General features: G+C 55.3%; 25 protein-coding genes, 1 tRNA gene and 1 riboswitch. Of the genes, 11 read left to right on the top strand and 15 right to left on the bottom strand.

Annotation, left to right across the window (positions count from 1 at the left end; genetic code table 11):
* The first annotated feature begins 3 nt into the window (after positions 1 to 3).
* From BHK98_RS01080 to rnr, 4 genes are all read left to right on the top strand, one after another.
* Complete coding sequence (locus BHK98_RS01080; protein WP_075711829.1) at positions 4 to 909, top strand: RluA family pseudouridine synthase; 906 nt, start codon at positions 4 to 6, stop codon at positions 907 to 909.
* An 88-nt stretch (positions 910 to 997) separates the two neighbouring features.
* Positions 998 to 1,987, top strand: coding sequence for a choloylglycine hydrolase (bsh, locus tag BHK98_RS01075; protein ID WP_075711828.1), 990 nt, complete (start codon positions 998 to 1,000; stop codon positions 1,985 to 1,987).
* A gap of 193 nt (positions 1,988 to 2,180) precedes the next feature.
* On the top strand, positions 2,181 to 4,265 hold the full coding sequence (locus BHK98_RS01070) for a bifunctional 4-hydroxy-3-methylbut-2-enyl diphosphate reductase/30S ribosomal protein S1 (protein ID WP_075711827.1): 2,085 nt from the start codon (positions 2,181 to 2,183) through the stop codon (positions 4,263 to 4,265).
* Between the two features lie 113 nt (positions 4,266 to 4,378).
* Complete coding sequence (gene rnr, locus BHK98_RS01065; RefSeq protein ID WP_158024438.1) at positions 4,379 to 6,328, top strand: ribonuclease R; 1,950 nt, start codon at positions 4,379 to 4,381, stop codon at positions 6,326 to 6,328.
* Here rnr and BHK98_RS01060 read toward each other — a convergent pair.
* The 9 genes from BHK98_RS01060 to BHK98_RS01025 are packed head-to-tail and all read right to left on the bottom strand — an operon-like array spanning position 6,292 to position 13,356.
* Positions 6,292 to 6,876 (bottom strand): hypothetical protein, encoded by a 585-nt coding sequence (locus tag BHK98_RS01060; protein ID WP_075711825.1) that lies wholly within the window; start codon positions 6,874 to 6,876, stop codon positions 6,292 to 6,294. The two genes, rnr and BHK98_RS01060, sit on opposite strands and share 37 nt — an antisense overlap.
* A complete protein-coding gene (locus tag BHK98_RS01055; protein ID WP_075711824.1) occupies positions 6,873 to 7,727 on the bottom strand; it encodes a TadE/TadG family type IV pilus assembly protein in 855 nt (284 codons plus the stop codon). Before BHK98_RS01055 ends, BHK98_RS01060 begins: the two co-directional genes overlap by 4 nt.
* Complete coding sequence (locus BHK98_RS01050; protein WP_075711823.1) at positions 7,708 to 8,937, bottom strand: DUF5702 domain-containing protein; 1,230 nt, start codon at positions 8,935 to 8,937, stop codon at positions 7,708 to 7,710. Before BHK98_RS01050 ends, BHK98_RS01055 begins: the two co-directional genes overlap by 20 nt.
* Complete coding sequence (locus BHK98_RS01045; protein WP_075711822.1) at positions 8,921 to 9,259, bottom strand: TadE/TadG family type IV pilus assembly protein; 339 nt, start codon at positions 9,257 to 9,259, stop codon at positions 8,921 to 8,923. Before BHK98_RS01045 ends, BHK98_RS01050 begins: the two co-directional genes overlap by 17 nt.
* Positions 9,252 to 9,407 (bottom strand): hypothetical protein, encoded by a 156-nt coding sequence (locus tag BHK98_RS13610; protein WP_192846819.1) that lies wholly within the window; start codon positions 9,405 to 9,407, stop codon positions 9,252 to 9,254. The genes BHK98_RS01045 and BHK98_RS13610 overlap by 8 nt, the downstream gene beginning before the upstream one ends.
* Before the next feature lies 1 nt (position 9,408).
* Complete coding sequence (locus BHK98_RS01040; protein WP_075711821.1) at positions 9,409 to 10,428, bottom strand: type II secretion system F family protein; 1,020 nt, start codon at positions 10,426 to 10,428, stop codon at positions 9,409 to 9,411.
* The gene (locus BHK98_RS01035) at positions 10,418 to 11,158 is read right to left on the bottom strand and encodes a type II secretion system F family protein (RefSeq protein ID WP_075711820.1); all 741 of its coding nucleotides are present in this window, start codon (positions 11,156 to 11,158) and stop codon (positions 10,418 to 10,420) included. The genes BHK98_RS01040 and BHK98_RS01035 overlap by 11 nt, the downstream gene beginning before the upstream one ends.
* On the bottom strand, positions 11,148 to 12,341 hold the full coding sequence (locus tag BHK98_RS01030; protein ID WP_075711819.1) for a CpaF family protein: 1,194 nt from the start codon (positions 12,339 to 12,341) through the stop codon (positions 11,148 to 11,150). Before BHK98_RS01030 ends, BHK98_RS01035 begins: the two co-directional genes overlap by 11 nt.
* Positions 12,304 to 13,356 (bottom strand): P-loop NTPase family protein, encoded by a 1,053-nt coding sequence (locus tag BHK98_RS01025; protein ID WP_075711818.1) that lies wholly within the window; start codon positions 13,354 to 13,356, stop codon positions 12,304 to 12,306. The genes BHK98_RS01030 and BHK98_RS01025 overlap by 38 nt, the downstream gene beginning before the upstream one ends.
* 136 nt (positions 13,357 to 13,492) lie before the next feature.
* Positions 13,493 to 13,607: riboswitch (FMN riboswitch) on the top strand.
* Positions 13,608 to 13,957: 350 nt separating this feature from the next.
* Here BHK98_RS01025 and ribD point away from each other — a divergent pair.
* The 4 genes from ribD to ribH all read left to right on the top strand — a co-directional run bounded on the left by ribD (position 13,958) and on the right by ribH (position 17,610).
* A complete protein-coding gene (gene ribD / locus BHK98_RS01020; protein ID WP_075711817.1) occupies positions 13,958 to 15,106 on the top strand; it encodes a bifunctional diaminohydroxyphosphoribosylaminopyrimidine deaminase/5-amino-6-(5-phosphoribosylamino)uracil reductase RibD in 1,149 nt (382 codons plus the stop codon).
* Positions 15,088 to 15,735: a riboflavin synthase gene (locus BHK98_RS01015; RefSeq protein ID WP_075711816.1), complete on the top strand. Its 648-nt coding sequence runs from the start codon at positions 15,088 to 15,090 to the stop codon at positions 15,733 to 15,735. Before ribD ends, BHK98_RS01015 begins: the two co-directional genes overlap by 19 nt.
* Positions 15,735 to 16,958 (top strand): bifunctional 3,4-dihydroxy-2-butanone-4-phosphate synthase/GTP cyclohydrolase II, encoded by a 1,224-nt coding sequence (locus BHK98_RS01010; RefSeq protein ID WP_075711815.1) that lies wholly within the window; start codon positions 15,735 to 15,737, stop codon positions 16,956 to 16,958. Before BHK98_RS01015 ends, BHK98_RS01010 begins: the two co-directional genes overlap by 1 nt.
* 190 nt (positions 16,959 to 17,148) lie before the next feature.
* Complete coding sequence (ribH, locus tag BHK98_RS01005) at positions 17,149 to 17,610, top strand: 6,7-dimethyl-8-ribityllumazine synthase (protein WP_075711814.1); 462 nt, start codon at positions 17,149 to 17,151, stop codon at positions 17,608 to 17,610.
* Positions 17,611 to 17,745: 135 nt separating this feature from the next.
* On the opposite strand, the gene BHK98_RS13705 is transcribed toward ribH, so the two are convergent.
* The 6 genes from BHK98_RS13705 to BHK98_RS00975 all read right to left on the bottom strand — a co-directional run bounded on the left by BHK98_RS13705 (position 17,746) and on the right by BHK98_RS00975 (position 23,022).
* The gene (locus tag BHK98_RS13705; protein WP_075711813.1) at positions 17,746 to 18,777 is read right to left on the bottom strand and encodes a C40 family peptidase; all 1,032 of its coding nucleotides are present in this window, start codon (positions 18,775 to 18,777) and stop codon (positions 17,746 to 17,748) included.
* Positions 18,778 to 19,195: 418 nt separating this feature from the next.
* Positions 19,196 to 20,140, bottom strand: coding sequence for a diacylglycerol/lipid kinase family protein (locus BHK98_RS00995; RefSeq protein WP_075711812.1), 945 nt, complete (start codon positions 20,138 to 20,140; stop codon positions 19,196 to 19,198).
* 1 nt (position 20,141) lies between these two features.
* Positions 20,142 to 20,846: a DUF1287 domain-containing protein gene (locus BHK98_RS00990; protein ID WP_158024437.1), complete on the bottom strand. Its 705-nt coding sequence runs from the start codon at positions 20,844 to 20,846 to the stop codon at positions 20,142 to 20,144.
* A 126-nt stretch (positions 20,847 to 20,972) separates the two neighbouring features.
* Positions 20,973 to 21,593, bottom strand: a complete 621-nt coding sequence (locus BHK98_RS00985; RefSeq protein WP_075711810.1) for a TIGR04100 family radical SAM protein — start codon at positions 21,591 to 21,593, stop codon at positions 20,973 to 20,975.
* Positions 21,593 to 22,429: a YihY/virulence factor BrkB family protein gene (locus tag BHK98_RS00980; RefSeq protein ID WP_075711809.1), complete on the bottom strand. Its 837-nt coding sequence runs from the start codon at positions 22,427 to 22,429 to the stop codon at positions 21,593 to 21,595. The genes BHK98_RS00985 and BHK98_RS00980 overlap by 1 nt, the downstream gene beginning before the upstream one ends.
* Positions 22,426 to 23,022, bottom strand: coding sequence for an XTP/dITP diphosphatase (locus BHK98_RS00975; protein WP_075711808.1), 597 nt, complete (start codon positions 23,020 to 23,022; stop codon positions 22,426 to 22,428). The genes BHK98_RS00980 and BHK98_RS00975 overlap by 4 nt, the downstream gene beginning before the upstream one ends.
* Before the next feature lie 153 nt (positions 23,023 to 23,175).
* Between BHK98_RS00975 and BHK98_RS00970 the strand changes: the two genes are divergently transcribed.
* The 3 genes from BHK98_RS00970 (at position 23,176) to BHK98_RS00960 (ending at position 26,099) form a co-directional block, all read left to right on the top strand.
* Positions 23,176 to 24,087 (top strand): D-2-hydroxyacid dehydrogenase, encoded by a 912-nt coding sequence (locus tag BHK98_RS00970; RefSeq protein ID WP_075711807.1) that lies wholly within the window; start codon positions 23,176 to 23,178, stop codon positions 24,085 to 24,087.
* Between the two features lie 15 nt (positions 24,088 to 24,102).
* The gene (locus BHK98_RS00965; protein ID WP_075711806.1) at positions 24,103 to 25,800 is read left to right on the top strand and encodes an Ig-like domain-containing protein; all 1,698 of its coding nucleotides are present in this window, start codon (positions 24,103 to 24,105) and stop codon (positions 25,798 to 25,800) included.
* Positions 25,801 to 26,019: 219 nt separating this feature from the next.
* Positions 26,020 to 26,099: transfer RNA gene (locus BHK98_RS00960), tRNA-Leu, on the top strand.
* The last annotated feature ends 78 nt before the right edge of the window (positions 26,100 to 26,177 follow it).

Genomic DNA, 26,177 nt, shown 5'->3' with positions numbered 1-26,177 from the left:
GCTATGCGCGAATATACCTTTGTTGTCAGCAAGGAAGACGAAGGCGTCGGCATCCGCCGGATGCTCCGCAGAAATTTCCATTTCTCCTCCCGCCTCCTGACCCGGCTCCGGGCGCAGAAAAGCGTCTATCTGAACGGTCAGGTGCTGGAGGGCTGGATGAAGCCGAAGGAGGGCGACGTCATCCGGGCCGTTCTGCCTGAGGAAGCCAGCCATTTTCCGGAGGAGGACATCCCCATCGAGGTGCTTCACGAGGACGAGGATCTGCTGATTCTGAACAAGCAGGCGGGCGTCACCGTCCATCCTACAAAGGGTCACGCCTCACACACCATCGCCAACGGGCTGATGAAATATATGCGGGAAACGGATCAGCAGTTCAAGATCCGTTTCGTGAACCGGCTGGACATGGACACCTCCGGCATCCTGATTGTCGGGAAAAACTCCCATGCGCAGGACGACCTTGTCCGGCAGATGCACGGCGGTGGAATGGAGAAATCCTATATCGCCCTGGTTCACGGCATCATCGAGCAGGAGGAATTCACCATCGACCGCCCCATCGGCAGACCGACGCCGGACAGCGTGACCCGCTGCGTCCTTCCCGAAGGACAGGGCCGTCCGTCAGTGACCCGCGTCCGGGTGCTGGAGCGCTATGACTCCGGCTACACGCAGGTGCTGCTGCGCCTGGAAACCGGGCGGACTCATCAGATCCGCGTCCATATGTCCTGGCTCGGACATCCCGTCGCGGGAGATTCCCTGTACGGCGGCGACGCACCGGAGCTGATCGAACGGCAGGCACTTCACGCCTGGCGGATCCGGTTTCTGCATCCGGTCAGCAGACAGCCCGCCGAGGTCACCGCTCCCCTGCCCGGTGACATGACACGCGCCATTGAGAAGGCCCGGCGGATTCGATAACCCTCGCCGGATTCGATAATCCCCGGCGACACACTGACACAGGAACGACACAAAAAAACTTACACAATTTTCAACAGGAGGCTTTACTATGTGTACCGCAGCAACTTATACGACAAAGGATCATTACTTCGGCAGAAACCTGGATCTTGAATTCTCCTATCACGAAACCGTGACGGTAACCCCGCGCCGGAAGGTTCTCCCGATGCGCCACACCGATGCTCTGAAGGAGCATTACGCGATGATCGGCATGGCCTTTGTGGTCGAGGATTACCCTCTCTACTATGACGCCACAAACGAAAAGGGGCTGTCCATGGCCGGCCTGAATTTCCCGGGAAATGCGCACTACAACGCACCGGCGGACGGGCGGCGGAACCTCGCGTCCTTCGAGCTGATCCCCTGGATTCTCGGACAGTGTGCCACCGTCGAACAGGCCCGGATTCTTCTGGCAGAGGTTAACCTGACCGACACCGCGTTCAGCCCGCAGCTGCCGCCGTCACCCCTGCACTGGCTCATTGCGGACCAGAACGAATCCATCGTGTTCGAGCAGACGGAAAACGGGACCCGGATATTTGACAATCCTGTAGGCGTAATGACCAACAACCCCACCTTCGATTACCACATGCTTCACCTGCAGGATTACATGAACGCCTCTGCCCGGCTCCCGGAAAACCGGCTCGCACCCGGCGTCGGAATGGAGCCGTACAGCAGAGGCATGGGAGGCTTCGGCATTCCCGGCGATCTGTCCTCCGCCTCTCGTTTTGTCAAGGTCGCTTTCACAAAGATGAATTCTCTCTCCGGCGACAGCGAGGAGGAAAGCGTCAGCCAGTTTTTCAAGATCCTCGGTTCTGTGGAGCAGCAGAAGGGCTGCTGCAGGCTGGGGACAGATGAGGACGGAAATCTGCTGTGCGAGTACACCATCTATTCCTCCTGCTGCAATATGGATCGGGGAATCTATTACTATACGACCTACGAGAACAGCGGAATTTCCTGCGTGGACATGAACCGCGAGGATCTGGACGGCGATCGTCTGGCAGTCTACGAGCTGCAGAAGGAGCCCCGGATCTGCCGGCAGAACTGACCGGCACATCACCGCAGTATCTGCGCCGCGGGCTGCATCATCCGCCGTCATCAGCGGCGCCGAAATCACCGGGAAACTCAGGTGCCGCATCCGGCGCCGGCCGGCACCGTCCGCTGTAAGCATTCTGCAGCGGCTGCACACCGCGGCGCATACATCACAATTGTGAAGACATCGCATACAGGAGGTTCAGCGATTGGAAATCATACGAGCGAAACATTCCGGCTTCTGCTTCGGCGTCAGGCAGGCCATCGACACCACGATGAAACAGATCGGCCGGAACGCCGGCGGCCGCATCTGCACCTGCGGCCAGCTGATTCATAACGCCACCGTCACCGACGAGCTCGCCGCCCGGGGCGTCGGCATCATCAACGCGCCGGAGGAGGCGTCGGCCGGCGACACCGTCATCGTCCGGTCCCACGGGGAGCCGCAGCGGTTCTACCGCACGGCCCGCGAACGGGGACTGCACGTCATCGACGCCACCTGTCCCTTTGTCGCCCGGATTCACACGCTGGTTCACGACGCTTATGCGCGGGGCGCTCACATCGTCATCGTCGGCGACAAAAACCATCCCGAGGTCATCGGCATCAACGGCTGGTGCGAGGACACCGCCTTCATCGCCTCGACAGCGGAGGAGGCCTCCCGCTATCCGTTCCCGGACGCGTTCGTCGTAAGCCAGACCACCCTCAACGAAAAGGTGTTCGACGAAATCACCGGACTGCTGCAGCGCATGGGCGTGCGTCTCGAGATACAAAACACGATCTGCAGCGCCACCCGAGAGCGGCAGCAGGCGGCCGCGGAGCTGTCGGAACGCGTGGACGCCATGATTGTAATCGGCGGCAGAAATTCATCGAACACAAAGAAGTTGTACGAGATATGCAAAAAAAATCAAAATAAATGCTTTTTTGTCGAAAATAATAAAGATTTACCGTTGAAACAATTGCAAAAATGTAATAGAATAGGTATTGCGGCGGGTGCCTCGACACCCGAACGTGTTATTAAGGAGGTTATTTCTACAATGAGTGAAAACATCACCAACGAAAACAACATTTCAATGGCAGATTACATGGACGAAATCGATGCATCTTTGAGACTCCCTCACACCGGAGACATCGTCACGGGGAAAGTTGACCAGGTGAACGACAGCGAAGTTATCGTGAACATGGGCTGCAAAAAAGACGGCATTCTCACAGCGAACGAGGTATCGCTTGAGGAAGGTCAGAAGCTGACTGATTTATTCAAGGTGGGCGATGAAGTCCAGGCGAAGGTCATCAAGACAGATGACAGCGACGGAGGTATCCTCCTGTCGAAGAAAAGACTGGAAGTTAACGAGCATTGGAACGAAATCAATGAGGCTCTCGAAAATAAGACACCTATCGACGTCAAGGTTGTCAAAGCTGTTAAAGGCGGCGTAATCGCTGTCTACAAGGAGGTTTCCGGATTCATCCCCCTCTCCCAGCTTTCCAACAAGTATGTGGAGAGCGCCGATGAGTTTCTGGGACAGGTTCTTTCCGTCAAGGTCACCAGAGTGGATCAGAGAAGAGGCCGCGCCGTATTCTCCCACAAGGCGGTTCTGGCGGAGGAGCGGCAGAAGCAGATCGATCAGATCTGGGCTGCTCTCAGCGTGGACGATGTCGTGGAAGGCACCGTCATGAGATTCACCGACTACGGTGCGTTCGTAGATCTGGGCGGAATCGACGGTCTTCTCCACATCTCCGAAATCTCCTGGGGCAAGCTGAAGCATCCTGATGAGGTTCTCCACATCGGACAGAAGATCAACGTCAAGATTCTTTCCATGAACAAAGAAAAAGGCAAGATCTCTCTGGGTCTGAAGCAGACGACTCCGGAGCCCTGGTCCGTCATCGAGGACAATTATCATGTCGATCAGATCGTCAGAGGTAAAGTCGTTCAGCTGAAGGAGTACGGCGCGTTCGTAGAACTGGAGCCGGGTCTGGACGGACTGGTACACATCTCCGAGGTGGCGAACAAGCGTGTCGCGAACATCGGCGATGAGCTCACTGTCGGTCAGATGGTCAATGCCAGAATTCTGGACATCGACACCGAAAGAAGAAGAATCAGCCTCTCCATCAAGGATGCGATCGGCGAAGAAGCCGAAGCTCCTGCGGAGGAAGCGCCGGTGGAAGACGCTCCCGCCGAGGAGGAAGCGTCCCCTGTCGCGGAGGTTGAAACAGCAGTTGAAAAGGCAGAGCATCACACTCCGGAAACCGAAGAGGAGGTCGTGGAGGAATCCGCGGAAATCGGTACAGCCGAGGAGATTTAACTCCTGCCGCTTCAATCAGAACTTAAAAGGCGGATCACCAGACGGTGGTCCCCTTTTCATATCTGTGTATTCTACACACAGGTATGAGCGCACGACAAAGGAAAAACCTGAAAATGAAAAAGAAAAAGAAGAAAAACAGCACAAGAACCGGGATCCTGGAAAAGACACGCAGCGGTTCCGGCTTTGTCCGATCTGAGGATGGCGACATTTATATCGACCGCTCCAACATCGGAGGAGCCATGCATGGCGACCGGGTACGTGTGGATCTGCTTCCCCCGCAGTTCTGGGGAAGAAATCCTGAAGGCATCGTAGACAAAATCCTGGAGCGCAGCAGCCGTGAAATTGTCGGAACCTATCACAGGGGAAAACGCAGTGATATGGTGATTCCCGACGACCGCCGCAATTCCGACAACATTCTTGTTCGCCGTTCCGCGTCAAAGAGCGCCCGGGACGGCGACCGGGTCGTCTGCGTCATCACCCGCTATCCCGGACGAAAATCTCTGGCGGAGGGCCGTGTGACGGAAATCATCGCCCGCCGCGGCGAAGTCGGCGGCGAAATCCGCGCCATGATCCGCGCCGCGGGACTGAAGGTCCGCTTCCCCGCCCGCTGTGAAGCGGAGGCCGCGATGAAGGCGAAGCAGATCATTACGCCGGAGGATATCGCCGCCCGGCGGGATCTCCGGGAAAAAACGATCATCACCATCGACGGTGCGGATTCTAAGGACCTAGATGACGCCGTATCCATCGACCGTCTCTATAACGGCAACTACCTGCTGGGCGTCCACATCGCAGACGTCAGCCACTATGTCTCCGCCGGCTCCCATCTCGACCGTGAAGCCATGTGCCGCGGAAACAGCGTTTATCTGCTGACACAGGTCATTCCGATGCTTCCGAAAAGTCTCTCCAACGGCATCTGCAGCCTTTTCGAGGGCGTTGACCGACTGACACTGAGCTGTGAAATGGAGATTGACGGGAACGGAAATATCGTAAACCACGACATCTATGAGAGCGTTATCAACAATAAGGCCCGCATGATCTACGACGATGTTTCCGACATCCTGGAGCACCACGATGAAGCGCTGACCCGGCGATATCAACAGATCTATAGCAGCCTGCTCCTTATGGAGGAACTGGCGGAAATCCTCCGGGAAAAGCGGAAACGGTCAGGCAGCATTGACTTCGACTTTGACGAAGCAGACATCACACTGGGCGAACGGGAGATCCCCGTTGATATTTCCATTGCTCCACGGCGGACCGCGAACCGGATGATCGAAGAGTTCATGCTCGCCGCCAACAGAACTGTGGCGGAGCATTTCTATCAGTTCGAAACGCCCTTCGTCTACCGCGTCCATGAGAAGCCCGATCCTGCGAAAATTATGGAGCTGCGTCAGTTCCTCGCCGGATTCGGTATCGACCTGCGAGGAAGCGCAGATAACGTTCATCCCGCCGAACTGAACCGCATTCTGGATCTTGTTCACGGAAAACCTGAGGAAAATATCGTCAGCACAGTGCTTCTACGCTCCATGACGAAAGCATATTACAGCACCGAATGTGCAGGACATTTCGGACTGGCCTTCCATTATTACTGCCATTTCACCTCTCCTATCCGCCGGTATCCGGATCTGATCGATCACCGGATCATTAAATCCTTCCTCCGCGGAAGTGTTCCGGCAGGCGTCCTGAAAAAGTACCGCCGTTCTGCGGAGCAGGCCGCGGAAATCGCGTCTCAGACGGAGCGTCAGGCTCAGGAGCTGGAGCGCGACGTGGAGAAAATGAAAAAAGCGCAATATATGAAGGATCACATCGGAGAGATCCACGACGGCATCATCAGCGGCGTGACCGGCTTCGGGATCTATGTTCAGCTGCCCAATACGGTAGAAGGCATGATCCGCCTTTCTGATCTGAACGATGATTATTATATCTTTGAGGCTGAAAAATACAGACTCATCGGTGAGCGCACCCGCCGCATCTTCGCGCTGGGCGACCGGATTACAATTGAAGTCCTGAACGCAGATCCCGATGAGCGTCAGATTGATTTCGGCCTTGCAGAGAGAGACGGCTGATCCGTATCATTCTCTGTATCCGCGGGATGCTCCGCACTTTTCTGGCGAAGCATCTCGATGCGGTGCCCGATGATATCCAGACCGGATCTTCCGGTTGCCACAATCTCCACGGCCCTGCGCAGATGAGGACTGTCGCGCCCCTCAGTCCTGCGTTTCATCCCCTCCATAATCCGCTGAAGCTCCCTCAGCAGTTCTTCCCGATTGTCATATCTCCATGGCTGATAGAGCAGCGCCGCGTTCATCGACTCCGGCTGAACCCCGAGAACCTCTTCACAGATCCGGTATTCGCCGATAAAAATGCAATGCTGCTCCGCTCGGATCATCCCTTCAATCAATGACGAAACCAGCGTCAGCGCCTGTTCCTCGGAAAGACTTCCGGCCGCGGCAAGCGGAACATACCCTGCGACTCTGTAAACCGCCGTTTCCTCTGTATCTCTTTCAATAAAATTCACCGGCATAAAAACATCGCACAGCTCCCTGCTCAGAATTTCCTTCTGATAGGACCGGAACATCCCCTTCCTGTAAGTCCGTTCAATATATCCGTTCATGCTCCTCCCTTCTTCTGCGAAGCTCCCTGCGGTACCCCGCCGCATTTTCCGCATGGTACGTATCCCTTCTCTGCAGCCCGATTTTTGTCCGTCTCGATATAATAACGGCTCACCGCATTGCATCCCGCCAGATGATAGGCTTTTCCTGTGTCCTCAAATACAAAGACCGGACTGCCGGCCGCCGCCTTCCTCGCTCTGCAGTTGGGACATGGGCGGTATTTCCGCCGTATCTCCTCTGACAGGAAGGTCTGGTGACAGTTTGCTTTCACAAAGGAACATGACCTGGAATGGTAGCATCTGCCCGCCTTTGGAAAAATGCAGACGATCCCCCCTCCGCCTCCGCCGCCTCTGTAATACGTACCGGTAAATGCTCTTCCTTCGATTATTCCGTCAAACCGGATTCTGCCGAATGCGCCGACCGGAGTCTTTTCGTGAAACACCGCCCGGAATTTCAGCTCGATTCTGTCCCCGATGCCGTCCTCTTCAAAGCGGTATCGAAAACCCGCAACACGAAAGGATGTCACTTTTGGTTCTTCCGCGGGCACACGTGTCTGTACAGACAGCGGAAGTGCCGCCCGGCTGCTCCGGACTGCGGACTTTGCCATTTCAAGCCGCACCTCCTCACACACATCAAATGTGATCCTCTCGCAGGTGGAGATTACGGGGATGATTCCGATCAGAAGCATCACGGCGATGATGAAGAACGGCACCACGACGGCAGCCTCAACGAGATAGCTTCCGCGCCTGTTATTGATATGTTTCCTGCACCTGTTACGGACACGTTTCCCGCATCTGTCATCAGCAGTACTGATATTTTTTTCACGTCTGTCTTTAATATGTTTTCCGAACATGAACTCTGCTCCCGTTGATTTTCAGTTCTGCGTCAAGTCCGCAGCTGTAATCGCGAATACGGAAGCTCCCGTAATAACAGCGCCTCATGTTAATCTGGATCAGATCCATCGCCCGCATGAGCTTCACCTCCCGATTCATCGCGTAAAGCAGCACCGCGAGATATCCTCTGTAATCCGGTCCGTCCGCATTCCCCGGATCCACATAAGGAGTTCTTTTCTTCAGCGAAGATTTCCCCTTTTCCACAGAGAAGCTCCGGATGACAGATTCCAGATCAGTGGCCCAGGACTTCCTGTCCTTCATCCACGGAACCTTTTTCCCGTGCTGAAGGAGCTGACAGTCGTTCCACGCCTCCGCAGCCGCCCACGCCGTCTCGACAGCCTTCTGCATGGCCGGCTGCGCCTCCGGTGCGAGCAGCGCCGCGGCTGCCGCTGTCTTCGCCTTCATCTCCGGCTCCTTCAGGATGTACGTCAGATTCAGCGCCGTTCGCATCGTCATCAGTGCGCGCTTTACCGTCCTCTGGTTTTCCCTGTCCGATTTCTTTCCCGCGAGAATATATTCCACCTCTCCCCGAAAATATACCGGATTCGTTTCCTCCTCTTCCAGCAAGTCGCGAAAAAACGTCTGAATGTACCGATCCTCAAAATACCGGTCGCTCCCCCTCTTCACCGGATTCTCCTTCTCTCCCCTGCCCAGCTGTTTCAGTGACGGCAGTCTCATGCCCTCACGCATTCCCTCTGACGGAAGCTCCTGAAGCACAGCCTCTCCATCCGCCGGAGCATCCCCAGAAGCCGCGGCACGGATCCCGCAGTCCGGTGCTCTGACAACGCCAGCTGCGATGAGTTTTCCCGTCTTCACTGCCTGCTCCCTGAAATTCCGCACTGACGCCAGACTGTATTCATACAGCTCGCAGCTGCTGCCCTCATACCGGATGTATCTTTTGTCCGCGAAGGAGCGCCGCGCATAGGCGTCGATTTTCCCCGAGATGTCAGACTCAACGCCGTAAAAGCCGAACAGTCCGTATCGGTTCCGGAGATTCAGATCATACTCTCCCAGAACCGATTCACACCAGAGAAGCCCGGCTTCGGCGGTCACTCCCCTCACGGCCAGCATTTTCGACGCGTGAACAAAGGTCATGATCACGGTAATCAGCGTCACCAGCAGCATTGCCGCCAACACGGTGACCGATCCCCTTTTATTCATCTTTCTCATGAAACAAATCCCCCATCCACACTCCGTCCGCCGGATTCAGTACATAACACCGCCGGATCCGCTTCTGCTCCATCCGGATCTTCACCGCGCCCCTCAGTCCGGCGCCTGTTTCATATTCTCTCTTCTGTACGGCGAAGATACGGTTGTCCGAAATGCTTGCTTCCGTGAGCGCGATATGCGCCGCTGACTGCTTCTGCTCCGCCCTGTAAAAATACAGGAGTACCAGAAGCATACTGAGAAGTATCAGGATGAGCAGCGGTACCACAACGGCCGCCTCCACCATTTCTTCTCCGCGCCGGTTCCTCAGAAGTTCTTTACCCATTCAGATTCTCAAAGGTCTTATTCACAAATTCAGTAACCTCCGTTTTGAAAATCAGCCCGACCGCAATCGCCAGCGCAATCAGCAGAGCGACCTGCACCATTTCCATCGGACACACCGTACCCTTCTTCTCCCTTAGCTTTCTGAACATTTCATACTCCTTTCACCTGCAGCATCGCCGGTGCCGCAGTAATCACAATTAATACCATCAGAAGCATCGCCAGAGGCAGCGACAGTTTTGTCTCCGCCAGCTTCCCGCGTTCCTCGGCAGCCTGCTTCCGTTCCTCCCAAAGAGCCGCAGCATCCTCCCTGAGCTTTCCGGTCATATCCGTCCCCTTCCGCTGATTATCTGAAATCAGATTCACCAGTCTGGAAAAGGAACGGTTTCCGAGAGCCTCCGCCCGCTCCTCCAGAAGCGGAACAAGATTCCGGTTCCCTCTTCTGGAAGAATATTCAAGCTCTACGATCATGCCTCTGAAATAATCGTCCTTTGCGCCGTGCTTCTGATATCCCTCCGCGATTCTGGCGAACGCGTCCCGGAAAATCAGACCGCAGTTCATCATCAGCAGAAGCTGGTCACAGAATGAGGGAAGCGACCGCAGTATGCTGCTGCGGCGATTCTCCGCGGCCTTTCTCTCTTTTTCATTACGCTCCGCGTATAAAAACAGAAGATAGAACAGCGGCAATACCATGACCTTCAGCGGGGAGCGGTTCGGAACACGTTCCCACCGCAGAACTGCTCCTTCCTCTGTTTTCGTCGGAAGCATGATCTCTCTGCCTCTGCTTTCCCGAAGTTTTGCCTGGATTTCGGAAACAGAACGTTCCAGCTCCGCCGCAGGATCCTTCTCTGCTTTACTTCCGCCGGGCGTTCTCTCTGTCTTTTCACCCTGCAGCGTAATTAAGAGCTCTTTCCGAAGACTTGCCTTTCCGGAACGGATTTCGACCGTCAGGGGAAAAGTGCTTTCCCTTCCGTCATCCTCACGCAGGATTCCCACCAGCCGTCCCTGCCCGTTTACAATAAACCGGTTCTCTCCGCCTGTTCCCCGGATCCACAGAAATCCTGCGACTGCGGCTGACACGAGAAAAATCAGCGCAAGCTTCCGTCGGTTTTCCGGCGTCCTTACCAGCTCCTGCAGTTCCCGCAGCGGCGCCTCCCATCCTTTATACTTCAATTTTCGTCATCCTTTCTATCAGGCAGAAGGCTCCCGCACTGACCGCAAGCGCCAGACTCATCAGAACCCGCCCCGCCCAGGTTTCATACATCACCGCGATATATTCCGACGAAGAGAAACGCAGAAACAGAATCACCAGAACGGGCATCGCCGTGATGATCTGACCCTCAAGCCGCTTCTGACTGCTCATGCGCCTGATCTCTCCTTCTATATTCGTTTTCTCCGCAATAATCCGCGCGGTTTCCGTCATGGCCCTGACCAGATCGCCTCCGCTTTCCCGACAGATCAGAAACGCCTGTGCAAACTCATGAATCTCTTCAATTCCCGTCCGTTCAGCCAGCTCCAGAATCACCTGCGGTTCCGCGGCTCCCTGCCGGTCCATTTTCCGGAGCATACGGTCCAGTTCCTTCATAATCAGATCCTGCGGCGCATAGATTCCGGAAAGCTCCCGTCGGGCATTTTCCATCGCGTCACGCATATGACGCCCTGTGGCAAGGGATGCGGAAACCGAATGGAGAAAATCACAGAATTCAGTCCGCAGAGTCCGCCTGCGCTTCTCACACAGAACCTTTTCCAGCCGTCTCTTTCCCGGCCTGTAGAGAAGTACCGCAGCCGGAACCGGAAGCAGCGTGTTGTAGAATATCACACTGACGGCAGCCGCGCAGAACAGAAGTCCCGCCCAGAAGCCCGCCTTCTCCCGTCCCGTCAGTTCACAGCCGTCATAACGCATTTTCCTTTCCTCCCAGCGCCAGTCTGTGCCGGTTCCGCAGCCCTGCGGAAGTCCGGCGCAGTTCTCCGGTATCATCTCTCATATACAGCGGATTCAACACATATTCTCCGTCCTCGAAGCCGGTGAGCTCGGAAACCTCCATCACCTGACGCGCTCCTGATGCGTTCCGCACGAGAGGAACCATGATATCGATTCCTTCTACAATCTGTGCACGAATCGCGTCCATCGGGATATTCACCGACATCAGATACATCGCCTCCAGCCTGCGCAGCATCCCGGAAACAGAGTTGCCGTGTCCGGTGGACATGCTGCCGGAATGGCCTGTATTCATGGCCTGAAGCATATCCGCCACCTCCGCGCCCCGCACTTCGCCCACGATGATCCGGTCGGGGCGCATTCTGAGACTGGTGCGTATCAGCATTTCCATTGTGATTTTCCCCTTGCCGACCGAGTTCGCGTTCCGGCACTCCATCTGCACAAGGTTGGGAATCTGCTCCAGATTCAGTTCCCGGGAATCTTCAATAATGATCACTCTTTCCTCCTTCGGGATGGCGTCCGCCAGCGCGTTGAGAAAAGTCGTCTTTCCTGAAGAGGTTCCTCCGCTGATGAACACATTATATCCGCAGCGTACCAGAGTACGCAGATCCTCTGCGCATTCTTCCGTCAGCATTCCGCCCGACACCATCTGCCGCATGGAAATGTGCTCCCGCGAAAATTTACGTATCGTCAGTACCGGCCCGTCCAGCGCCACGTTGGAAAGAACCGCATTGACCCGGGAGCCGTCGCTGAGCCGTGCATCCAGAACCGGATTCATTTCCGTAATCTCCCGATGCACGCTGGCTGCGATGAAACGGATCACCTCCTCCAGCTCTTCCTCGGATTCAAAGGATTCAGGCGCTCTGTAAATGCCCTGCCGATCTTCCAGAAATATTCTGTCGATTCCGTTCACCATCACCTCATTGATTTCCCCGTTCTCAATATAAGGCTGGATCACGCCCAGCCGGTACACGAATCTGGAATTCAGCCACCGGATCAGTTCCCCGCATTCCTTCAGCGGAAATCCGTCCTTCCTTTCCAGCACAACGGATTCAATGATGTCCTGAATCTCCTGTTCTCCCGCATTTTCCTCCACCCTGCGTCTTACCTCATCGCAGAGTTCCCTCCTGGTCTCGTATCTGTCCATATTCACTGCAAATCCCCGCAATTTTCTTCGTCAGAATCGCGATATCCCTCCCGTAGTTCCGACGCAGATTGATTCTGATCTGACCGTTCATCCGGATAAAAGAAGTCCGGTCATAACAGACGCCGCATACTTTCTCCCCGCGCTCTCCGCCGGAACTCAGCCCGCACAGGACCTGAATCAGCGCCGGAGCGGTCTCCGTGACGCGGCTCAGCATCGCCTTTGTAAACGCCGTTTCCTGGGACGGCTCCCTCTGCCTCAGAAGCACGCCGCAGTCACAGCGTTTTAACGCATGGAGATCCCGTCTCCGGAAATCGTCTCCGAGATCCAGAAAAATATAATCGTACCGCCCCATCTGATCCAGCGCCAGAATCAGCCGATCCAGAAGTTTCTCGTCGATATCCTCTGCAATCTCGTTAAACGCCGAAGTATTCAGATAATCCGGATCTCCGTCCCCCGCGATGACAGACTCCATCCACAGAAGAATCCTCTCCTTCCTCTCCCCGCTCCGGTTCAATTCATAGATCAGCCGTCTGACCGCTGCGCCGCCTTCCTGACGGAAATAGCGCACGGAATCGTTCACCGTCTGCAGATTCAGGTAAATACAGCGTTTTCCGTAGAGAATTCTCATCATCCTGGCGGTCGCGACGGCACACGCGGTTACTCCCGTCCCTCCACTGACCGCGGCAAAGGCCACAAGCCGGCTCCTCCTGCAATCCATGGGTTCAAACGGCCGACCCGTAATCCGGTAATACTGGTACACAATCTGCCTCGCCAGTGCCGAGCAGGATTCATAACGGTACAGAATCCCGCGTTCCGGATCACTCCTGCAGCGAATATCGGTCAGCTGCACGGCGGAGGAATCTCCATCCGCGCCCTCGTCCACCAGAATCAGCTCACAGGATCTCCCGTTTTCCATATGGAACTGAATGCACCGCGACTCTCTGGAGATTCCGCGCGCAAGCGCTATTGCGAAATCCCGATCGGCAATACATAATCCTACGTGAATAATATCCATATCCGGCTCCCTTCTGTACCCTGAGAATAACAATTTCCCCATACGCTGTCAACCATTATTTACCATTTCTATAAATTTCATACAATTCCCTTTCTCTCTTGACAGACATCTCCTTTCGGTATACAATTGTGTCAATTGAAATCTTCGGGGCAGGGTGAGATTCCCTACCGGCGGTACAGCCCGCGAGCCGACAGGCATGATCCGGTGAGATTCCGGAGCCGACAGTATAGTCTGGATGAGAGAAGATCGACAGCAGAATTCTTTTGTTGCTGAAACAGGTCCCGGGATCACTGATTCCGGGTTTTTATTTGATGAGCCGCCTTCCTTCCGGGCGTGGAGGACAAAATGCGGTTCCCCGCGCAGGGATGACAAAGTCCGGTCTCCCCCGCGCCTGTTCTGTTCCGGCGAATTCCCGCAGCCGTCTGAAAGCCGCCGTCCGGCATCCGGCATCCGACTCCCCGAAGCCTCAAAAGGCTTCTTTTTTAATGCGTGTCCGGCCCCGCCGCACCGCTGTTGAAAAAACGCTGCAGCGCTGCTGAAACAGAGCTGACAGTCAGACAGAAGCAGACAGACCCGAACCAGACAGGAGATGATGAACATAATGGATCTGATTAACCAGAACGAACAGGATAAAACATATATGAAGCAGGCGATCCGGCTCGCCCGCCGGGGCGCAGGCTTTGTGAACCCCAACCCCCTGGTCGGCGCCGTAATCGTCAAGAACGGACGCGTCATCGGACAGGGCTGGCACCGGAGGTTCGGAGAACCTCACGCAGAGAGAAACGCCCTCGCCTCCTGCACGGAAGACCCGGCCGGAGCCACACTTTACGTCACGCTGGAGCCCTGCTGCCATCAGGGAAAAACGCCTCCCTGCACCGAGGCCGTCATCGAACGCCGGATTTCCCGCGTCGTAACCGGTTCCGGGGATCCGAATCCGAAGGTATCCGGCCGCGGCGTCGCCCGCCTCCGGGAAGCCGGAATTTCCGTAACAGAGCACTGCCTCCAAAGAGAATGTGACGCACTGAATCCGGTATTCTTCCGCTACATTCTCACCGGACTTCCCTTTGTCACCGCAAAATACGCCATGACCCGGGACGGACGGATCGCGACCGCCGGCGGCAGCTCCAGATGGATCACCGGCGAGGCCGCGCGGGCACATGTCCACCGGAGCCGGGGTCAGAACATGGCCATCATGACCGGTCTCGGCACCGTCCTGGCAGACGACCCGGAGCTCACCTGCCGCAGCGGCCGCGGACTTTCTCCGGTGCGCATCATCTGCGACACAGAGCTGAACACGCCTCTCAGTTCGCGGCTGGTGCAGACGGCTGCAGAAGCCGGCCCGCATCTGAGGCAGCCGCGCACCGTCATCGCCACTGCCGTGGACTCTCCTCAGCGAACAAAGCCTTACGAGGAGCTTGGCGTAAAGTTCCTGACACTCCCCCGCGGAGCGGACGGACGCGTTGATCTCAGCGCCCTCGTCCGGGCAGTCGGAGCGATGCAGATTGACAGCATTTTTCTGGAAGCCGGCAGTGAGCTTAACTGGTCTGCTCTGAATGCGGGAATCGTAAACCGGGTGCAGACATACATCGCGCCGAAAATTTTCGGCGGCGCCGGAGCGAAGGGGCCGGTGGGCGGCGCCGGGGTGGATTCACCGGAGCACGCCTTCATGCTGACTGACAGCCGGATCACCAGGATCGGCGAGGATTATCTGATTGAAAGCGAGGTGGAACTTTGTTCACAGGAATTATAGAAGAGGTCGGCACAGTGCGGGCCATACGCCGCGGCGGAACTGAGGCCGGAATCATTGTCGCCTGCCGCCGGGTGCTGGGAAAAAACGGTTCCATGAGCGGCGATCCCTCTGCCGGCGCACCTACCCGTATCGGCGACAGCATCGCTGTAAACGGGGTCTGCCTGACTGTAACAGCGCTGGGAAGCGGAACCTTCACTGCCGACGTCATGCCGGAAACCTTCTCCCGATCCTCGCTGGCGGCTCTGCGCCCCGGCGTCCGTGTGAATCTGGAGCGGGCCATGCCGGCGGACGGACGATTCGGCGGTCACATCGTGACAGGCCATATCGACGGTACAGGGACGATCACAAAACGCACCCGGGACGGCAACGCCGTCTGGTTCACCATCGCCGCGGCGGATGAACTGATTCACTATATCGTTCAAAAAGGTTCCATCGCCATCGACGGCATCAGTCTGACAGTGGCAAACGTGAATCATACGCCGGGAAAATCGGAATTTCAGGTTTCTGTTATTCCGCACACTCTGGCCGCCACCGCGCTTTCCGACCGTCAGAGCGGCAGTGTGGTAAATCTCGAGACCGATATCATCGCCAAATACACAGAACAGTTGTTCAGGAAGGGGAATCTGTGATGAACAAAAAAGAAAACGGAAATGAATTTCAATTCAGCACCATTGAAGAGGCCATTGAGGATCTGCGCCGCGGCAGACTGATTCTCTGCACCGATGATCCGGATCGGGAGAACGAAGGCGACTTCATCTGCGCCGGTCAGTACGCCACTACAGAAAACATCAACTTCATGGCGGTTCACGGCAAAGGCCTGATCTGCATGCCCGTCGGCGAAGAGGTCACACGGCGCCTGAATCTGACGCAGATGGTTACTGACAATACCGACAACCATGAGACGGCCTTTACTATCTCCATCGACCACGCCGATACCACGACCGGAATCTCCGCCGAAGAACGCGGGTTCACCACCCGTAAAGTCGCGGATCCCGGGAGCCGGGCTTCCGACTTCCGCCGCCCCGGGCACAATTTTCCGCTTCTGGCCAGGCCCGGCGGCGTACTGGAGCGAAACGGACACACTGAGGCGACCATTGATCTGATGCGGCTGGCCGGTCTGGAGCCCGTGGGAATCTGCTGTGAAATCATGGATGAAGACGGAACCATGATGCGCACGCCGAAGCTGAAAAAGCTGGCGGCGAAATACGGCATACGATTCATCTCCATCAGGGCGCTGCAGGACTATCGGAAGAAGCATGACATTCTCGTTGAAGAAGTGGCCGACACATCACTCCCCACCCGGTACGGAGATTTTCGCGCCATCGGGTACATCAACCGGCTGAACGGCGAGCATCATGTCGCTCTGGTCAAAGGAGAAATCGGCGACGGCGAGAATATTCTCTGCCGTGTCCACTCCGAATGCCTTACCGGGGACGCCTTCGGCTCCAGCCGGTGCGACTGCGGCCAGCAGCTGGCCGCGGCCCTGACCGCCATCGAAAAGGAAGGCCGCGGGATTCTTTTGTACATGCGACAGGAGGGACGCGGCATCGGTCTGATCAACAAGCTGAAGGCCTATGAGCTTCAGGACCGTGGAATGGACACGCTGGAGGCAAATGTGGCGCTGGGCTTTCCGCCGGACCTGCGGGAGTACTACATCGGCGCACAGATTCTGAGAGATCTCGGCGTCCGCACTATGCGTCTTCTGACGAACAACCCGCAGAAGGTTTACGAGCTCAGCGAATACGGCATGGAAATCATCGAGCGGGTTCCCATCCAGATGAAGGCAAACTCCCACGATCTTTTCTATCTCAGAACAAAGCAGAACCGTATGGGACACATTCTCGACTACTGAAGCCCCGGACCGCGGCAGCTGCCGGCCTCTGCGCCGGATCCCGCAGCAGACGCGACTCTGCGCCGATCCGTAAAACTTTCTGAGCGGAGGCGAAGACAGTTGCCGAAAGGTCCGGGACATCGGCCTGAGAGATAAAAACCTCAGACAAAAATATCAGACAGGAACATCAGATGAAACGGAGGATTTAACAATGATTTATGAAGGAAAATTAGTAAACACAGATATACGCGTGGGCGTCGTCTGCGCCCGCTTCAATGAGCTCGTGGTCTCCAGACTGCTGAGCGGCGCGATGGACGGTCTTAAACGTCATGAAATTCCCGAAGAGAATATCGACGTTGCCTGGTGTCCCGGCGCGTTCGAGATTCCGCTGATCGCAAAAAAAATGGCCCTCTCGGGCCGTTATGACACGGTAATCTGCCTGGGCGCCGTAATCCGCGGCGCAACGTCTCATTATGACTACGTATGTGCGGAGGTGTCCAAAGGCATCGCGGCCATCGGGCTGGAAACCGGCGTTCCGGTGATGTTCGGCGTCCTGACCACAGACAGCATCGAGCAGGCTCTGGAACGGGCCGGTTCCAAGGGCGGCAACAAAGGCTACGACTGCGCCCTCGGCGCCATCGAGATGGTCAACCTGATCCGCCGGATTGAGTAACGATCGGCCGGCCGCAGCCGGATCGGACGTCACCGGACGGCAGAATCCGAATCGGATATCGCCGGCCGCCTCATATCAGCTTGAATCTGCTGCCGCGCCCCGGCCGGTTCGGAGCGCGGCCGACTGTCTTCTCCGCTATCCGAATATCCGCCGGACAGTCAGCACCTTTTTTCCGTTATATCCGATCGTGGAGATCGTGATTCCGTTCTGTTCATTCATCGCATGGATGATCTGATTGTTTCCGATATAGATTCCGATATGTCCGTAGAAGCAGATCAGATCGCCCGGCTGAGCCTCCGCCAGCGAGACGCCTCTTCCGTACGCCCGGTCCGCACCGGCGTCGTGGGGAAGCTGAATCCCGTAATGGGCGTACAGCGCCATGACGAATCCGGAGCAGTCGCAGCCCTTTGTAAGACTGGAGCCGCCGTACACGTACGGATTTCCCAGAAACTGTCTGGCATATTTCACCAGCGCCTCGCCGCTCTCACGGCTGTACTGCGCGCCCAGGTCGGTCGTGGTCTCGCCCTTTGCGGCCTCCCTGGTTCCGGTTCCCCGGAGCACCACCTTGTCGACCGCCTCTTCCACCGTTTTACTGCTGACGACCTCGGAATCCACCACGTCACCGTTCAGAGACGTGGATGTCACCGTCTGTGCCTTCACGCCGCTCTTTCCTTCAGATTTCACCGCGGTGGTATTCAGCGCCGCCTCACTGGATTCTTTATATACAGTCTTATAATCCACCTTATATTTCTTTGCGACAGTCTGTTTCGTGATAACATCCACGACGGGTTTCTCCCCGTCTTTCTTCACGGTCACTGCGGCAGCGGTCTCCTCAGCTGAGGAAACCTTCGGTTTCCTGTCGAATTTTCCGTAGAATTTCTGCTTCACGCTGAGCGCGGGATTCAGTTTTACCTTTACGTTCTTCGCGCCTTTTTTCGTGTAATTCTGCTGAATCAGACGGATCGCCTTCTCCGCCTCCGCTTTGGAGGTCAGTGTCGCAAGGGTTTTGTCGCCGCCTTCCACCGTCCAGTAGTCCTTCGCGGCGTAAACGCCCGTCGATGTAATCAGAACCAGGATCAGCGCCAGAATTTCCACCGCGATGACCGCATAGATTCTGTGCTTCTTCCGGCCCGACGCTCCGGAAATCTTTTTCATCATGGCTCTCATCGGTTCCTCTCTCCGTCTGTCTTATTTCCCCTGTTATATACGGTCAGCTCCCTGAACACCCCTTTGCAGTCTTTCCCTGCAAGCATAAGCACAAATCCTTTCCTTTCTGTTCTGTTTCTTCTGTTTCTGTTCATGTCGCAGCTGTACCGACAAAAAATATCCTATTCGATATACAAAGCAGTGTCAACTGCATAATGTTCATTTTCACATAACTTTCACAGAGGTCTTCGTCGTTTTTATTGAAATTCCAAGCATTAAACAGGCCCACAAATTATTAAGAAATCTTAATAATTTGTGGGCCTTCGATTCATGAATATATTCTGCATCGTATATTAATACATTTTTGTCGTCACAGTAAAGCAATTCAGGTTTGCAATAAACCGCATTCCGGAAACCTCGTACTGCGCGCCGGCGGGCGTCACAGTTTTCCTTTGTTCCCCGCTATCCGCAGAACGTCCTGCGCCGCGGCGTTATCTCTTCCGACCATGATGCGGATCGCGCTCTTGTTGTTCCGGATGCTGATCTCCTCGCTTCCCGGCTGATATTCCCCGTCCAGCGTCCAGGGCATGTCCGGGTCCGCTTCAATATGCAGATTACCCGAGCTGAAGAACGACATCATCGGACACTCCTTATACTTCCCCTGCGTCAGCGCCATTGTAATCTGCGTGAGTTCAAAGATATTTCTGGGGGAGCGGATCAGCAGAACCTCGAACAGTCCGTCATTCATGTCCACCAGTTTTTTGTCCAGGGTGATGATGCCTCCCATCGAGGTCGAATTGCATACGGCGCCGAAAATGTACTCTCCGCCGTAGACCCCCACCTCATTCCGGACTCTCAGCTTCAGCGGCTTGATGGATGGAATGTCACGGATTCCTTCCAGGATGTACGCAAGGTGCCCCAGCGTGTTCTTCAGATCCTGAGGCACGCTGTAGCTGGTGGCCGTAAAGGCGCCGAAGGAAGCCACATAGGAAAAATACCGGTCGTTGAAGCTTCCGATATCCAGCGTCACCGGCACGCCCATCACGATATCCTTTGTCGCCTGAATAATATTTTTGGAAAGCCCCAGACTGGCGCCGAAATCGTTCGTGCTTCCTGCCGGAATATATCCGATAGGAACCTTCGAACCCGACTCCAGGACTCCGGCCACAACCTCATTGAACGTTCCGTCGCCGCCGATACATACCACCAGGTCGAATTTCCTGCTTCTGGTCCGCGCGATCTCCGTACCGTCTCCCCGGCCCGCCGTCGTCGCGACCACCGTTTCATACCCTGCCTTGCAGAGAATATCCGTGATCTGGACAAAATGCCGGTTCGCCTGTCTGGTACCCGCGCACGGATTAATGATTACCAATGCTCTCTTCATCTCAGTTACTCCCTATTTCGATTGTTTTCGGCCAGCGATAATGCCCTGTGAGCTTCAGGCCGCTGTCATTGAAAAGACGGTCTTCATCCCCCGCCGGGTCCTTCCCGTGCTGGATGATATACGGATATCCCAGAAAGCTTCGCATCGCAGACACCACCGCGACGTGCTGATCGTCGTAGACCACGAAATCGCCCGGCTGCCATGCCAGGAGATTGAACGGATCATCGGAAAGCCGTACACAGTGCCGGTCGAAGTAGACGCGCAGTACCGGCACGAGCCGGAAATCGATGGACGGATCCGCGCTAGCAATCACCTGCGAATACGCCTGAAAATTCGAGGCGACATCCTGATCCACCAGATCCTTCAGGGTCACGTCCAGCCCCGTCAGCCCCCGCCATACCACGTCCGTGCAGACGCCGATGTGCGCAGGCGGGTATCCGCCGCTGTAATACCGGTCACTGTAGGTCAGGCCGGTATTGATGTATCCCTTCGCGCCGATCATGATCCGGATCCCCTGCTGATAGGTACATCCGTGATCCGCAGCCTGCGCCGTCTCCTCCTCCTGATCGACAAACAGCGGGAGCATCAGCGTGATCACTCTGAACAAAAGCAGGAACAGTATCAGCAGCAGCGCCGCCATAATCACATAGAACCGGGGCTTCAGTCTGTATCGTCTTCTGTTTTTCTGTCGTTTCCCTCTTGCCATTTTTTCTTTCTGTCTTCTTCTGTCTTTCTGCGGACCCGCGCCCTCCTCTCTTCCTTTCTGCATCTGCAGCGGGGGGACGCAGATTGAACGCGCTCCGCGGCGCAAGTCATGCTTTGTGTACCGGCGTCAGCGAACGCGGAACGGCACGCCGAGGCCGGCCGCGATCTCCCTGCACTTCTCAATATCCTCCACCGGAATCACGCCTACGACCGACATTGCGACATGCGGGACATACCTCTGCACATCCTTCGTGAACTTCAGCATGGCGTCGTAGGCCGCGGGTCCGAATTTCGGATGGCAGAGCTCCGTATACTTCTCCGCATCGAACTGATTCAGACTCACTGACACGGAATCGATGACGCCCTCTAACATCGGACAGGTCTCCTTTCCATTGATTAAATCCGAAAGCCCGTTGGTATTGATGCGGACGGACAGATCCGTATTTGCCCTGACATAACCCGCAATTGCGAGCAGATCGTCCAGACGCTCCGTGGGCTCGCCGTAGCCGCAGAACACGAGCTCCTCATATGCGCTCAGATCCCACTCCTTCAGCATCGCGATTACCTCATCCACCGTCGGCTCACGTTTCAGCCACAGAGAATCCGCACTGCCGAGAGAATCCGTCATATCCCGTATGCAGAATTCGCACCGGCACGGACAGCGGTTGGTGATGTTCGCATAGAGCCCGCGTCCGTAGTCGTAGAGCACATCTCCGATTTCTTCTTTGTAATCCTCATAATCCGCCATTATCGTTTCCTCCTCGTATCACGAAATACTTTGTTCACCAGCACCCCGAGCACCAGCACCCACGCCAGGAAATAGAACCAGAACATGAGAGCGACCACGGAGGACATGGAACCGTATATAATGTTGTAATTCACGATATACTGGGTGTATACCACATAGAAGAACGTCACGATCAGCAGTCCCAGCGAACCGAATACGGATCCCGGCAGCAGGTCCCGCAGACTCAGCCGCTCCACAGGCATCACATAATAGTTCAGCATGATGACCAGGAAATACAGCACCGCGATCAGCGGCCACCGGAACATCGTCCACAGCATCGTAATCTTATATTCCTCGACGACACCCCCGACAAAGATATACAGGATCTTTTTGCCGTAGACAAGCACGACGATAACAAAGGCAAAGGTCAGGATGGTGAGCACCATGGTCCTCAGCGACCGGAGCCGTTCCGTCCAGAAATTTCCCGTTGTGCGGCTGCTGCTGTACGTGTAGTTTGCGATGCGCATCATCGCGAACTGTGCCCTGGAGGCCGCCCAGAGCGCCAGCAGGGTCAGGACGATATTGTTCCCGACGGAGGAATGATTCCTCAGCAGTCCTTTAATCGTGTTCCCCATGTCAGAGGTTATGTATTTATCGATCCAGTCCTCCAGGAAGTCCAGATTGTTGATGTTCAGAAAACCGAGCAGCTGCGTGATCACGATAATCGTCGGAACCAGCGACAGCATTACAAAAAAAGCAATCTGCGCGGCGAATCCCTGATAATAGGGATCTCCGAACTGTTTGATTCCCAGAAGTACCATCTGCCGGATGCGTTCCTTAACCTGATCTCGCCTCATTCCTTTCCTTTCAGCATTTCTGCCAGTCTGGTCAGAGCTTTCGCCCTGTGACTGATTCTGTTCTTCTCCTCAGCGGACAGCTGCGCGAACGTGCGCTGGTATCCGTCGGGCACAAAGAGCGGGTCGTAGCCGAATCCGTTCTCACCGATCGGCTCGGTCAGAATATGGCCTTCACATTCTCCCCTGGCCACCAGCTTCCGCCCGTCCGGCCAGACCATAGTGATCACCGACACAAAGCGCGCGCGCCTGTCCCGGTACGGAAGGTCCTCCATCAGGGACAGAAGTTTTTCGTTATTTTTCTCGTCGCTGGCGTCCTCTCCCGCGAATCTGGCGGAGTATACGCCGGGAGCCTCATGAAGATATTCCACCTCCAGCCCTGAATCATCCGCAATCGCGATATGTCCGGACAGCTTCATGATCTCATTCGCTTTCTTAAAAGAATTTTCTTCAAAGGTTGCGCCGTCCTCCTCGATTTCCACGTCGGGAAGACCGGCCTCATCCCGCGAGATGATATGGAGTCCCAGCTTCGCTGTAATTTCATTCATTTCGCGGATTTTGTTCGCGTTCTTTGACGCCGCAATGATTAATTCCATGATGATACGCCTTTCAAGTCTTTAACATTACTTTCAGTACTTTGAAAAATATTATACCACATTCTTGACAATCTGTGGTATAATAATCGTTACATAAGTTATTGTCAACTGCATTGAAAATTATGTAAACCAAATTTCGGCACTGGAGAGAAGATGAAGGTAGCAATTCTGGACGGTTACAGCATCAACCCGGGAGATCTCAGCTGGGATCCGCTGGAGAAGTTATGCGATCTGGTATGCTACGACAGAACTTCCGACGAGCAGATCATCCGGCGGAGCCGGGACATGGATGGAATCTATGTCAGTCAGTGCGTCATTACAGGGGAAATTATGGATGCCCTCCCACGCCTCCGATACATCGGCGTGACGGCAACCGGCTACGACCACGTAGACATCGCGGCCGCGAAGGCACACGGCATCGCCGTGACCAACAATCCGGCCTATTCTACCGAGGCGGTAGCACAGCACGCATTCGCTCTGATCCTGGAACTCACGAACCACGTCGGCAGTTATCACCGTTCCGTGCTTCAGGGAGACTGGTACGACAGTCCGGACTTCTGTTACATGCGCGAGCCCATCTCGCTGCTGGACGGAAAGAGCCTCGGCATTGTCGGGTACGGACGCATCGGAAGACGTGTCGCCCGCATTGCGGAAGCGTTCGGTATGACGGTAAACATTTACAGCCGCGATCCTGAAGCCGCGCGTAAATCGGATATTCTCACACTCCACTGCCCGCTGAACTCCGAAAATCATGGATTGATCAACAGAGATTTCATTGCCGGAATGAAAGACGGCGCCATTCTGATCAACACCGCCCGAGGCGGACTGATTCAGACGGACGACGTTCTGGAAGCGCTCCGCAGCGGCAAGCTGGCAGGCGCAGGCATCGACGTTCTGGAAACAGAACCGCCGGTCCGCCCTCACCCGCTGATCGGCGCGCCGAACTGCATCGTAACGCCGCACATCGCGTGGATGCCCAGAGAAACCCGGCAGAAAGTCGTTGATGTAAGCGCGGCGAACCTCGCAAGCTATATCGAGGGCGGCACGCTGAACAGAATCATATAATGATTGAGGTACGATATGGTTTATCACAATTCACCGAAAACTTTTTTGTCGAAGGCGCTGTTTATTGCGCTCATTTTTGCCGTTACACTGGCCTTTTTCCCGCTCCTGACAGATCCGGCATACGCCGCCTCCAAAAAAAGCGCTAAGAAGAAAACTTCATCAGCAGATGTTCGTGTCATTAACCTGAACGCAGAGATTTCCACAAAGGGACTCAGCAAGAAGGAGAAAAAGACCCGGCGCATCGTCAGACTGAAATGGAAAGCCGCAGGCTCCAAAACAGCCACCCGGTATAAGGTCTACGTCGCAAAGGGAAAATTCGGAAAGTATAAGAAAGTTAAAACCGTAACGAAAACGAGCGCAAAGCTCAGGCTGAAAAAGCGGAGCTACCGCATCAAGGTCAGAGCTTATTACAAAAAGAAGGCCGGAAAAGCGTCTTCTGTTTCCGTGCGTCCCGGAAAGAAAAACGCGACCGCCATCACCTTCACCCGGAAACCGACCACAATCGTAGTCGGAGAAACCGCGAAAATCGCAGCCAGGGCCAACGGATCAGTTGACCATAAAGTTAAACTGTCAATCAAAAACGATAAGATCATCTCCGTAAAGAACGGCGTCGTTACCGGAAAGAAAGCCGGTACCACCACCATCACCGCAGTCGCCCACAACGGACTCCGCAAATCGATCTCCGTACGCGTGATTCCGAAATACCCGACTAATGTTTCCATCCTCCAGTCCTCTCAGACACTGGTCACCGGGGACAAAATCTCCCTGACCGCACAGACAGACGAGGCGGGAGACACTTCCCTCACCTGGAAATCCTCTGACACTTCCATCGCCAAGGTCAGCTCCGACGGTACCGTTACGGCGAAGAAAAAAGAAGGCACCGCCACCATCACCGCATCCGCAAAGGCGGAGAAAGGAAAAAGGGCAGCTGCGGCCTCGATTAAAATCACGGTAATTCCTCAGTATCCGACCAAGGTGACGCTGTCAACCACGAAGCAGCAGACTATCAAACAGGGAAAAGCAATCCAGCTCAGTGCGACTGCAAGTCAGGCCGGTGACATGACGATCAAGTGGACCTCTTCCAAGAAATCCGTCGCCACAGTCTCTTCCTCCGGTGCGGTCAAAGCGGTAGGTATCGGCACCGCCACCATCACCGCCAGGGCGAAGGCCGCATCCGGTAAATCCGCCGCTTATGCCAAGGTAAAGGTTCAGGTCACAGGTACGCTGGAAGGAATGGTGGTCTGGGCAGAAAAAATCGCCAGAGACAACCGGTTCGGATACAGTATGGGAACGAATATCAACGCCAAAGTCGATCGCTTCTGCTACTTCTGCCACGGCAGCAAAGCCTCCCGCGATTACGACTGCGCTTCCTTTGTAGCAGCTGCTGTCGCTCACGGCTACGGAGGCTCCTCCGTCATGAACGCCTACTGCTCTCACAGCGGCGGCTGCACGACCCTTTATAATACACTGAAAAAAGCCGGTTGGAAGGACAAGGGCCGTCTCTCCATCAGCAAGCTGAAACGCGGCGACATCCTGATCAATCCCTCCCGCCATGTAGAGATCTATACCGGAGAAAAAGACAAATACGGAAATGTTCTTTCCGTTGCCGCCCATGACGACCGCGACGGCAAATCCGGCGACAGCTCCGGAACCGAGATCTCCATCGCCCCGACCAAATATTTTTCATGGACTAACGTGCTTCGTCTGGAATAATTTTTCTATATTTTTCCATTCCGGTAACCGAACATCTGTTCCCGATAACTGTTCGAGTTGCGTGGGATAACCGTTCGTGTCGAAAGAGATAACCGTCGGGTCGTTCCGGATAACCGGGGCGGCCCGGTCGCCCATCCCCTGTTTTTCGACCGCCCTTCATTTCCCTATTTTCCTTGACACATCCCTCTGATTTTGTTAGAATTTACATCGTGGTCACTCGCGCGATTGGCGGAACTGGCAGACGCGCCAGATTTAGGTTCTGGTGGGAGACCGTGGGGGTTCAAGTCCCTCATCGCGCATTAGAAAACCCTGTAGCCGTAACGGTTACAGGGTATTTTGTTACATTCGAAGACGCGCTAGATTATTTAACGGTTTCG

The sequence above is a fragment of the Hornefia porci genome (genome assembly GCF_001940235.1).
Taxonomy (GTDB): Bacteria; Bacillota; Clostridia; order Peptostreptococcales; family Anaerovoracaceae; genus Aminicella; species Aminicella porci.
The sequence above is the reverse complement of the archived record's forward strand: the minus strand, read 5'-3'. Positions and strand labels throughout refer to the sequence as shown.

Excerpts from the sequence above, each read along its gene's own strand:
- bsh (WP_075711828.1), top strand. The coding sequence starts at position 998 with ATGTGTACCGCAGCAACTTATACGACAAAGGATCATTACTTCGGCAGA.
- BHK98_RS01060 (WP_075711825.1), bottom strand. The coding sequence starts at position 6,876 with ATGAACGGATATATTGAACGGACTTACAGGAAGGGGATGTTCCGGTCC.
- rnr (WP_158024438.1), top strand. The coding sequence starts at position 4,379 with ATGAAAAAGAAAAAGAAGAAAAACAGCACAAGAACCGGGATCCTGGAA.
- BHK98_RS13705 (WP_075711813.1), bottom strand. The coding sequence starts at position 18,777 with ATGAGAGCCATGATGAAAAAGATTTCCGGAGCGTCGGGCCGGAAGAAG.
- ribH (WP_075711814.1), top strand. The coding sequence starts at position 17,149 with ATGATTTATGAAGGAAAATTAGTAAACACAGATATACGCGTGGGCGTC.
- BHK98_RS01035 (WP_075711820.1), bottom strand. The coding sequence starts at position 11,158 with ATGCGTTATGACGGCTGTGAACTGACGGGACGGGAGAAGGCGGGCTTC.
- BHK98_RS01025 (WP_075711818.1), bottom strand. The coding sequence starts at position 13,356 with ATGGATATTATTCACGTAGGATTATGTATTGCCGATCGGGATTTCGCA.
- BHK98_RS00985 (WP_075711810.1), bottom strand. The coding sequence starts at position 21,593 with ATGGCGGATTATGAGGATTACAAAGAAGAAATCGGAGATGTGCTCTAC.
- BHK98_RS13610 (WP_192846819.1), bottom strand. The coding sequence starts at position 9,407 with ATGTTCAGAAAGCTAAGGGAGAAGAAGGGTACGGTGTGTCCGATGGAA.
- BHK98_RS01080 (WP_075711829.1), top strand. The coding sequence starts at position 4 with ATGCGCGAATATACCTTTGTTGTCAGCAAGGAAGACGAAGGCGTCGGC.
- BHK98_RS00980 (WP_075711809.1), bottom strand. The coding sequence starts at position 22,429 with ATGAGGCGAGATCAGGTTAAGGAACGCATCCGGCAGATGGTACTTCTG.
- BHK98_RS00965 (WP_075711806.1), top strand. The coding sequence starts at position 24,103 with ATGGTTTATCACAATTCACCGAAAACTTTTTTGTCGAAGGCGCTGTTT.
- BHK98_RS00975 (WP_075711808.1), bottom strand. The coding sequence starts at position 23,022 with ATGGAATTAATCATTGCGGCGTCAAAGAACGCGAACAAAATCCGCGAA.
- BHK98_RS01030 (WP_075711819.1), bottom strand. The coding sequence starts at position 12,341 with ATGGACAGATACGAGACCAGGAGGGAACTCTGCGATGAGGTAAGACGC.
- BHK98_RS01055 (WP_075711824.1), bottom strand. The coding sequence starts at position 7,727 with ATGTTCGGAAAACATATTAAAGACAGACGTGAAAAAAATATCAGTACT.
- BHK98_RS01050 (WP_075711823.1), bottom strand. The coding sequence starts at position 8,937 with ATGAGAAAGATGAATAAAAGGGGATCGGTCACCGTGTTGGCGGCAATG.
- BHK98_RS01045 (WP_075711822.1), bottom strand. The coding sequence starts at position 9,259 with ATGGGTAAAGAACTTCTGAGGAACCGGCGCGGAGAAGAAATGGTGGAG.
- BHK98_RS00970 (WP_075711807.1), top strand. The coding sequence starts at position 23,176 with ATGAAGGTAGCAATTCTGGACGGTTACAGCATCAACCCGGGAGATCTC.
- BHK98_RS00990 (WP_158024437.1), bottom strand. The coding sequence starts at position 20,846 with ATGGCAAGAGGGAAACGACAGAAAAACAGAAGACGATACAGACTGAAG.
- ribD (WP_075711817.1), top strand. The coding sequence starts at position 13,958 with ATGGATCTGATTAACCAGAACGAACAGGATAAAACATATATGAAGCAG.
- BHK98_RS01010 (WP_075711815.1), top strand. The coding sequence starts at position 15,735 with ATGAACAAAAAAGAAAACGGAAATGAATTTCAATTCAGCACCATTGAA.
- BHK98_RS00995 (WP_075711812.1), bottom strand. The coding sequence starts at position 20,140 with ATGAAGAGAGCATTGGTAATCATTAATCCGTGCGCGGGTACCAGACAG.